This is a genomic window from Mesorhizobium sp. M5C.F.Ca.IN.020.29.1.1 (assembly GCF_003997375.1).
In the GTDB taxonomy this organism is placed as follows: Bacteria; Pseudomonadota; Alphaproteobacteria; order Rhizobiales; family Rhizobiaceae; genus Mesorhizobium; species Mesorhizobium wenxiniae.
This window is the reverse complement of record NZ_RZSW01000254.1, coordinates 1-8,314: the sequence shown is the minus strand read 5'-3', so window position 1 is coordinate 8,314 and position 8,314 is coordinate 1. Positions and strand designations below refer to the sequence as shown.

Annotated in this window: 6 protein-coding genes and 2 pseudogenes; 3 read left to right on the top strand and 5 right to left on the bottom strand. The window is 61.7% G+C overall.

Annotated elements, in window-relative coordinates; all coding sequences use genetic code 11:
• Together EOA85_RS20015 and EOA85_RS20010 are read left to right on the top strand one after the other, a co-directional pair.
• Window positions 1-251, top strand: a pseudogene (locus EOA85_RS20015) (hypothetical protein); the annotation flags it as partial.
• Between the two features lie 291 nt (window positions 252-542).
• Window positions 543-2,294, top strand: a complete 1,752-nt coding sequence (locus EOA85_RS20010) for an adenylate/guanylate cyclase domain-containing protein (protein ID WP_127210890.1) — start codon at window positions 543-545, stop codon at window positions 2,292-2,294.
• A gap of 255 nt (window positions 2,295-2,549) precedes the next feature.
• Here the strand turns inward: EOA85_RS20010 and EOA85_RS20005 are convergent, their stop codons facing one another.
• The 5 genes from EOA85_RS20005 to EOA85_RS39120 all read right to left on the bottom strand — a co-directional run bounded on the left by EOA85_RS20005 (window position 2,550) and on the right by EOA85_RS39120 (window position 7,899).
• Complete coding sequence (locus tag EOA85_RS20005; RefSeq protein WP_127210889.1) at window positions 2,550-3,107, bottom strand: hypothetical protein; 558 nt, start codon at window positions 3,105-3,107, stop codon at window positions 2,550-2,552.
• A 414-nt stretch (window positions 3,108-3,521) separates the two neighbouring features.
• Window positions 3,522-4,112: a DUF447 domain-containing protein gene (locus EOA85_RS20000; protein WP_127210888.1), complete on the bottom strand. Its 591-nt coding sequence runs from the start codon at window positions 4,110-4,112 to the stop codon at window positions 3,522-3,524.
• 3 nt (window positions 4,113-4,115) lie between these two features.
• Complete coding sequence (locus EOA85_RS19995; RefSeq protein ID WP_127210887.1) at window positions 4,116-5,510, bottom strand: DUF6513 domain-containing protein; 1,395 nt, start codon at window positions 5,508-5,510, stop codon at window positions 4,116-4,118.
• Window positions 5,503-6,054: a flavoprotein gene (locus tag EOA85_RS19990; RefSeq protein WP_065010930.1), complete on the bottom strand. Its 552-nt coding sequence runs from the start codon at window positions 6,052-6,054 to the stop codon at window positions 5,503-5,505. Before EOA85_RS19990 ends, EOA85_RS19995 begins: the two co-directional genes overlap by 8 nt.
• A gap of 3 nt (window positions 6,055-6,057) precedes the next feature.
• A complete protein-coding gene (locus tag EOA85_RS39120) occupies window positions 6,058-7,899 on the bottom strand; it encodes a (5-formylfuran-3-yl)methyl phosphate synthase (protein ID WP_127210886.1) in 1,842 nt (613 codons plus the stop codon).
• A 225-nt stretch (window positions 7,900-8,124) separates the two neighbouring features.
• Between EOA85_RS39120 and EOA85_RS19980 the strand changes: the two are divergent.
• A pseudogene (locus EOA85_RS19980) lies at window positions 8,125-8,314 on the top strand (hypothetical protein); the annotation flags it as partial.

The window sequence follows — 8,314 nt, the reverse complement described above, 5'->3', positions numbered from 1 at the left end:
GGTTCAGCGAACGGCAATTGCGCAAGATCCACGACGCAGCGTCCCTGGTTGCCGGGTCTCTTGCCCGGGAAGTGCCGATCGTCGGCGCCGGAACCGGCCGCTGGCAGATCAGGCGATTGGCCGAACGCATGCAGCGCCGCTTCGTCGATTTCGCCGAGATCATCCCCGCAGATGACGCCGTTCGCGGCGAAGCCAGCAGCGTGGCGCCCGCATCAGCGGTGGCGCTGTTGGCTGGATTTCAATCGTGGTGAAGCCGACATCGCTGGCGCACGTATTGGAGGTCGCGGTTGCCGCAGCAACACGTGTGAACCTCAAGACGGTGGCAAGCTAACCGACGCGTGCACACTTGCGATGTCCGCATTGCGCGCCATCAGGATCGCTAGATCGCGAGGGCGCCGAAGCCAATGAGCGGTTACTCTGTTCACTATCCAAAGCTCTGCTTCTTCGTCCGTATGCGGAACTGATTGCATGGTATCTCGCGGGTCACAAACTGCGCGGCTATCCGCCCGCAGCTGTGATAGGATTTCGGGTATGGGCAAGCAATGACCGAAGCACGCAAGCTCGCTGCAATCCTAGTGGCGGACATCGTCGGATTCAGCCGTCTGACGGCGCGCGACGAAGATCGTACGCTCGCACGCATCCGCACGCTGCGAAGCGACCTCGTCGATCCGACCATCGCAGTTCATCGGGGCCGGGTCGTGAAGAGCACCGGCGATGGCGTGCTGTCCGAGTTTCGGAGCGGCGTTGACGCGGTCCGCTGCGCTATGGAGCTGCAGGCAGGAATGCTCGAGCGCAATTCCGGATTGCCGGCAGATCGTCGAATTGAACTGCGCATCGGTATTCATGTCGGCGATGTTGTCGAGGAGGCGGATGGCGACTTGATGGGCGATGGCGTCAATATCGCTGCTCGTCTAGAGGGCATAGCGAAACCAGGAACCATCTGCCTGTCCGAAGATGCCTACCGTCAGGTACGGAGCCGGCTCGACCTCGCGATTTGTGATCTCGGCGAGAGAGTCCTTAAGAACATTGCTGAGCCGATGCGTGTGTATGCGCTGGAGGCCGGTACGTCTCCCCGTCGCGAGCCACCTGTCTTAACCGGAGCAACACCGGCTCCGCTCGCACTTCTCGACAAGCCGTCCATCGCCGTGCTGCCCTTCATCAACATGAGCGGCGACGCCGAACAGGAGTTCTTTACCGACGGCCTGACAGAGGACATCATCACCGATCTCTCGACTGTACCGGGCTTCTTCGTAATCGCCCGCAACTCCACCTTCGCCTACAAGGGCAAGCCTAGTGATGTCCGTCAGATCGCTCGCGATCTAGGGGTCAATTACATACTTGAGGGCAGCGCACGGCGATCCGACAAGCGTTTGCGTGTTAATGTGCAGCTAATCAATGGGTCGGAAGGCGGCAATCACGTCTGGGCTGAGCGCTTCGACCGCGATATCGCCGACATCTTCGACGTTCAGGACGAGGTCACGCGGCGCGTTGTTGAAGCGATTTCTGGCAAGCTTGGTGGAAAGAATATTGTTGCCCGTTCCCGACCGTCAAATCTCGAAGCCTATGATCTTTGTGTTAGATCGCGAGGCAAATGCAACGTTTCGAGATCAGACAACAGTGAGGCGTGTGCTGATTTGGAACGTGCCGTTCAGATCGATCCAAACTACTGCGAAGCGCACAGCAATCTTGCCATCTCACTGCTATTTGGCTGGATTATCTGGGGAGAACCACAGATACCCGGCCGCGCAAAGGCTCTGATGCACGCGCAACGGGCCGTGGAAATCGACCCCGGCGATTCCCACGCTCACAGGATCCTGGGCTGCGTTCAGCTTTATGAGCGCAATTGGGATGAAGCAAAATTCCAATTCGATACCGCCGTTCGGCAAAATCCCAACAATGCAGATGCCGTTGCATGGATGGGTGAGCTTCAAATCTACTTAGGCAAGCCGCAAGCGGCGCTGACCGCTTGTGCAGACGCGCTGCGTTTAAATCCTCGTCCACCCGGTTGGTATTTCTGGATCATGGGAATGGCGCAAATTTCCTCCGGTCACTACGAAGAAGCTGTTGCGTCTTTGAGCAGGGAAGAAACCTACGGGACGGGTTCGAGGGAGCACCTGATTGCCGCACTTGCCCTTGCCGGCCGCGTTTCTGAGGCACAGGAGGAAGCCCGCCTATTTCTTGCGGGCAATCCAAGTTGGAGGTTCGGTGATCTGGCGGCGAACTCACCCTTTAGGAGCATGAGCATTGCGCAGCCGTTTGTTGATGGCTGGCGTCTGGCGGGCCTGCCTGAATAGGCGCATTTTGGCGGCGATGGAATACCCGCACGCCACGAGGCAGCAGCGCATGCGGTTGCACCGGGGCGAGACCTGCGAAAGCGCAATCCATCCCTGCAAGTTGCCGTCCCGGTTCCGGCCAAATCACGACGTTTGGCACATTGGCGCCAAGCGTCCGCTCTTGGCGCTGCCTGTGCGTTCCGGAAAGGACTCGCGCCGTTCCTTATCGACCAGGGCGTATTGCATGGCGGCTATTTCCCGAGGACTTCCAGCGTGTCAGCGACGAAGCTCCAGCCGTCCTGCGTGACCACGAATTCCTGCGCGCTCTCGTCGACGGTCAGGTAGCCCTTTTTGACGGGCGCACCCGCGACCCAGACGTCCGGCCGGAAATAGGGTCCCGTGCATCTCGATGCCGCGCAGCGGGATGCGTCCGCCGGAGAAGACGAGGTAGGCCCGGTCGACGTACTGGAAAGTCTGCATCGCCTTGTGACTGTCCGGTGTCTTTTCGGTCTTCAGCACCTTCCGGGCATGCGTGAAGTGTATCAGCGTGTCTTCAAACTCCTTTGCGGACAGCATGGGCTCCCCGGTTTGACCGGAAATCTCGGCCCGGATCGCATCCTTGTTGTAGGCGAGCGTCTGGGCCACTGGTCCCAGGCTGTGGTTTATATCGCCTGCGGATTCGATCAGGCTTCTACACGCCGACGCGCAACCATATAGGCTTCCCGCCTCATGTTCGCGGATCGCCACCTTGATCCACCTGGACGTACGGAACACCGATGCGACCGAAGCCATATGCGCCCGGTACAGCATCTCCGTCCAATAGATGTGCCCCATGTACGCCCGCCCGATCGATTCGTCGCGAGCCCCTGCATTCGAAATCCGACAAGTCCTCGAAAGTGTACCTGTCTCTCATCAGATCAGGCGCAATGTCGTTGACGATGCGGCCGTAGATTTCGGAGCTCTTCCCGAACACCGAGGAAATTTTCTTAATGTCCAGATCGAGAGTCGGTGTCGAGGGCGAAAGTTGGACCATGGCGATCGTCTTTCAAAAACATCTAACAGAGAAGCCGGACGCCTTGCGAGGCGCGTCGATGACCGGCCGCTTTCGTATCTTCATTCGCCGAGACCCGACAGTCTACTGTCGGCCCCACTCCGGTCATCGTGCATACCGGGCTCAATGGCCGCAAAAGGGTCGAACACCGCCGTTTGAGATAGCCCGGACGCTTACCCTGGTTCAGCATATCCGGTTCACCCCCGCGCATTCTCGCCGCTGGCATCCTCGGCCGCAAGGTGATCGCCGACACGCTGCATCAGCCAGTCCCAGGCTTCTTTTTCGCCCTCGCCCGCGGTCTTTTCGATGGCAATCGAAAGGTAGGCGATTTCCGCCTCGATCTTGTCGCGCGGCAGCATGCCGAGCCGGCTGACCAGGATCGCCAGTTCCAGCACCGCCGCCTTGGCGCGGTTGAAGCCGGCGAACGGCGCATGCGTTTCCTCCTGCACCACGCGGCAGAAATGGCGAGGCCGCATGGCATCGTCATCGACGCTTTCGACTTCGAGGACCGAATGGGCGAGCGCCGCTGCGAGCCGCGGCACCGCAAACCCGTCGATGGCAACGGTTGGCCAATGCTTGCGGCCGGTCAGGCAGCCGGCAAAGATGCGCACGTCATCGGTGTAATTGGCAATGGCGAACGGCACTTCGGCGAGATTGTCGAGCGTGATCGACGGTCGGAACGGCGCGATGACCCAGCCGTCCTTCTCGGCGATTATGCCGATCGGCGCGATGTGGACGTCGCCTGCTTTGTTGACCGTGGTGATGATCGATTCGCGAATGTATGGCATGGTTTAGCGCTCTTTCTTCGCGCGAAGCGTGTGGCCCGCCTCGGCAAGACGGCTGCGGTCGGTTTCGGGACCCGGCGCGGCAACGCCCCATGCGAGCGGCTCGTCCTGCACATAGCGCTTGCCGAGGCGCCACGCGATCTCGGCCTTCATCAGCTCCGCGCCGAGATAGAACGCGTGTGCTCCATCCGCTTCAACGCCGAGCCCGGCAAAGAGTTCGAACGCATCCGTGGCAACCGCATGCCCCTTGCCGTTGAAAACATGGATGCCGTCCTCGGCGGTCATGATGCGGAAGTTGTTGTCGCGCACCTCCGCCGCAAGTGCTTCGATATCCCCGGTCGAGGCGGTGAACGGCTTGCGGTCGTGAACCTGCAGCAGCCCTGGATGGTAACTCCGCGGCAGCGCACCGTCACTCTTGGCGGCAAACAGGATGCGGCGGGCAATGTCGTGCTCCTCGATCGTTCGCAGCGTATGCGGGCTGACATGCACGGCAAGCACGTTTCGGATCTGAAGTTCCGAGCAGAGCCCGGCCAGAACGGCGGTAACGCCGGAACTGTCGGCGTCGGTCAACTCGGTGAGATTGCCGGTGCCCATCAGCAGTTCGACCTCGGGCCAGCGGCGGCGCGCCTCGACAAAGCGCCCGAGTGAGGCGGCAAAGCCGAAATGGATCGGGTCGAGCACAGGATCGGCGAGGAAGGCGACGCCGGCCTTTTGCGCCGCGTCGATGGCCCGTCCCAGCGAATCCAGGTCGCCGGGCGTGGCCGGGATCAGCACTGCCACGGCCTTGTGGTCGAAGGCCAAGGACAGCGTGTTCTCATCGAGGCTCAGAAGATAGTCCGCACCGGCGCCTGCGCCGATCGACAGTTCGTCTGACCTGGCCGAATCGACACTGACCAGAAATCCTTGTGCCTTCAGTTCGCGCACCGCCTCTTCCAGCAACGGAAACGGTGTTTCCGGCAGGCAGCCGAGATCGATGACGTCGGCGCCGGCCGCAGCCAGCGTCCGTGCTCTCGCCACCAGCGCCGCGACCGACAGCATCGGCGCATCGACGATCTCGGCGAAGATGCGCATGTCGTGACGCGAAAGGTCGGGCGGCTCGCCCGCCCGGCCGAGAAAAGCCGGCAGATCGGCGATCTCGTCGGGGCCGCGTATAAAGGGCACGCCGAAATGCTCCGACAGATGCTCGATGTCGCCGCGATAGCGGCCGGGCAGGATGACGCGGTCGATGCCGCCCGTCAGGCTGAGCCGCCGCTTGATGATGTCTTCGCTCATCAGCGCCGCAACCTTGACGCCGATGTCGATGATCTCCCAGGCAAATTCGGTTTCGCCCAGTCCGGCCAGCAGCCTTTCCAGCCGGACTTTTGCCAGATGGCCGGTAAGAAAGACCAGCCGCTCAGCCATGGCGTGCGAGTTCGGCGTAGCGCCGTCTGACCGAGGCTTCGAGATCGGCAAGCGACTCGACCACCTGTGTTCGCTCAAAACTCTTCAGCTGGTTGGTATTCTCCAGGTCGATCCTGCGCGGATAGACCTTGACCAGCCCATGCGGCGCCATGGTTTCGAGTTCCGGCGCGGTGTCGCAGGCAAAGACGATGGCCGGCACCCGGCATTTTCCCGCCTGGGCAAAGACGTTGGTGGCGAGCGTGTCGGAAATGCCGTGCACGCATTTGGCGACCGTATTGGAACTGGCCGGCGCCACCACCACCGTATGATAGACACCGTGATAGAATTCGCCGACCGGGATCGCGCTCGCCGTCTTGTCGTGCAGGACGCGCGTCGTCTCCGGGAAATCGAGCTTGAGCTTGTACATGCGCAGCACTTCGTTGGCGGCTTTCGACACAAAGACATCGCAATGCTCTATCTGGTGAATGAGTGCGAAGCTCTCCGTAAAAAAATGACCGGAACCGGTCAAAACCCATGCCCAGCGCGGCGTATGCAGCGTCGCCATCGCCTACCCTGCTTTTCTTGCCGACCGGATCGGAGCCGCGATCCGGATCCCGGGCAGATTGCCCGACGCGAGCAGCGCCCCGGCTTCGGCTGCATCTTTCGGACCGGCGAGATGGAAATCGACACCGTCGGGCAGCATAGCGGCGAAACCGGCATCGACGATGCCCCTGACTGCCAGGCCGTCGATCGTGTCGCTGCCGAAGAAGGCGCCGGTCTGCTTGATCAGCAGCAGCGTATTCGCGCCGAGCTTGCCGGCAAGCCAGGCGGCAAGAGAATCGGAGGTAATGTCCCAGGACGCCGGAATGTCCGGCGCCGACAGGGCCAATGACGACGGCAGCCACACCGGTACCCTCCCTTCATCCAACCCTCGAACCATTTCTTCCAGCGACCGTGCCGGCGCCAGCCTTTCGTCACGGTCGAGTATGACCTGGCCGAACTGCTCCATGGCGAGGATCGCCATGGCGTGGGCAGCGGTATCGGAAAAATCCATCCGGAACTGCGTCTCACGCACCTGGTCGGCGAACAGGCCGCCGCCGGGCACAATGACGATAGGCAGCTTGGAACCCGCCAGCGCCGCGATCCAGCTTTCCATTTCCGCCGCATGGACCGTGCTGCCGCCAAGCTTGACGACGGACGGCTTGACGGCGGCTCGCCTGATGGCCTCAGGCCTTTCTTGTCGCGGCTGGGAAGCAGCGATTTGGCCTTTTCGGCCGGCAGGGCCGGAGGCGACGCCGCGGCCTGCCGTTTGGCGCTTGCGTTCGATCTCGACGCCGACGCCGCCTGGGCCGAGTTCGAGTTTTTCCACCCTTACCGTGACGCGCACGACACGCGGGTTCTCCAGAATGTAGGTCGCCACCTGCTCGGCCAAGGCCTCGCTAAGCTGGACGTGGCCCCGCGCGACGATGGTGCGAATGCCGTCCATGATGATGTCGTAGGAGAACACATGGCGCATGTCTTCGGGATGGTCGGTGACTTGCAGCACGTCGGCGGTCACGTCGAAACGCACCTTCTGTGTATGGCCGTGCTCGAAGCTGTAAGCGCCGATCTGAACCGGCAGGACAAAGTCCCGCACGAAGATCTTGTCGGTGCCCAGTGTCGGGTCGGTGCCCGGCGAATAGCCCCTCGCCGCCAGCAGGCGGTAGTCGACGCTCGACGGGCCGCCGGCCCGGGATTCTTCCGGGACCAACTCGCGGATCTGCGCAACGGCCTCGGCACTGATCGAACCCACGCGGCCGGAGTTGCCGCACAGTGCCCCGCGAAAGCCGAGAAAATCGGGAGCGAAGGGCAGCAGGCGCGGGATATCAGGGGTTTCCAGCGATCCGCTCAGGCCAAAAATCAGACCGAGCGATTTGGCTCGATCGATGAAACCCGGGATACGCTCGGGCGGCAGATGGTCGAGCAGCCGCCCGTTTGCCTTGATCGCAGTGTCGACCATGGCGCCATGGAAGCGATGTTTGGCAAGCATCGGCAGAAGCTCGAAATCCGGCGCCAGGTCGGCGAAAAGCACGGCGATCAGTTTCGTTCGCACGGCGAGCGGCTCGAGCGCCGCCGCGCAGGCGGAGACATTTTCCGACGGGAAAAAGCCTATCTTGACGTAATCGACGCCGGTCGCGGCGATCTCTTCGGCCTTGCCGCGGATCGTCTCCGGTTCCATCGGCAGATCGCCGCAGACCGCGCTGACCGGCGCCCGGCCGGCGATGAATGAAATCGTCCGGCGGATGGTTTGCGTGGATACCGCGCCAAGCGCCCCCGCCTTCGGATCCTTCAGGTCGACGATGTCGACGCCACCCGAAAGGGCGATCTCCGCCTCGTCGACGCCGGTGACACTGGCCAGCATTCTGGTCATTGGAAGACTTTCTGCGGCATGAGGGACAGGACGCTCTCGGGTCCGGATACCGGAATCCGCTCAGTTGCGCTTCCGGCGAGCAGGCATGCCACTAAAGCAGACGCGAGAAGTCCACTTTCAGGGTTTGATAAAATTTGCGGGTCAGCTAAGCTCATCACGGGCACCTTGACTTCGCGCCGGTCCGGCAACAATCGGACTTTAGCGCAAGAACGGGTAATTTTATCGATGACGAGCGCGGTGCCGGGCACTCTCGCGGCCTTTTTGTGCTTTTTTTCCCTGACCGTCAACGTTCCGGGCGCGCTGGCCCAGGAAGCAACGGGCAAGCAACCGGCCGCAACGGCCAAGCCGGAAAAAAAGCTGACCGAAATCAAGATAGGCTATTTACGCGCCTATGCGCCGCAGCTCGCTTTGTCGG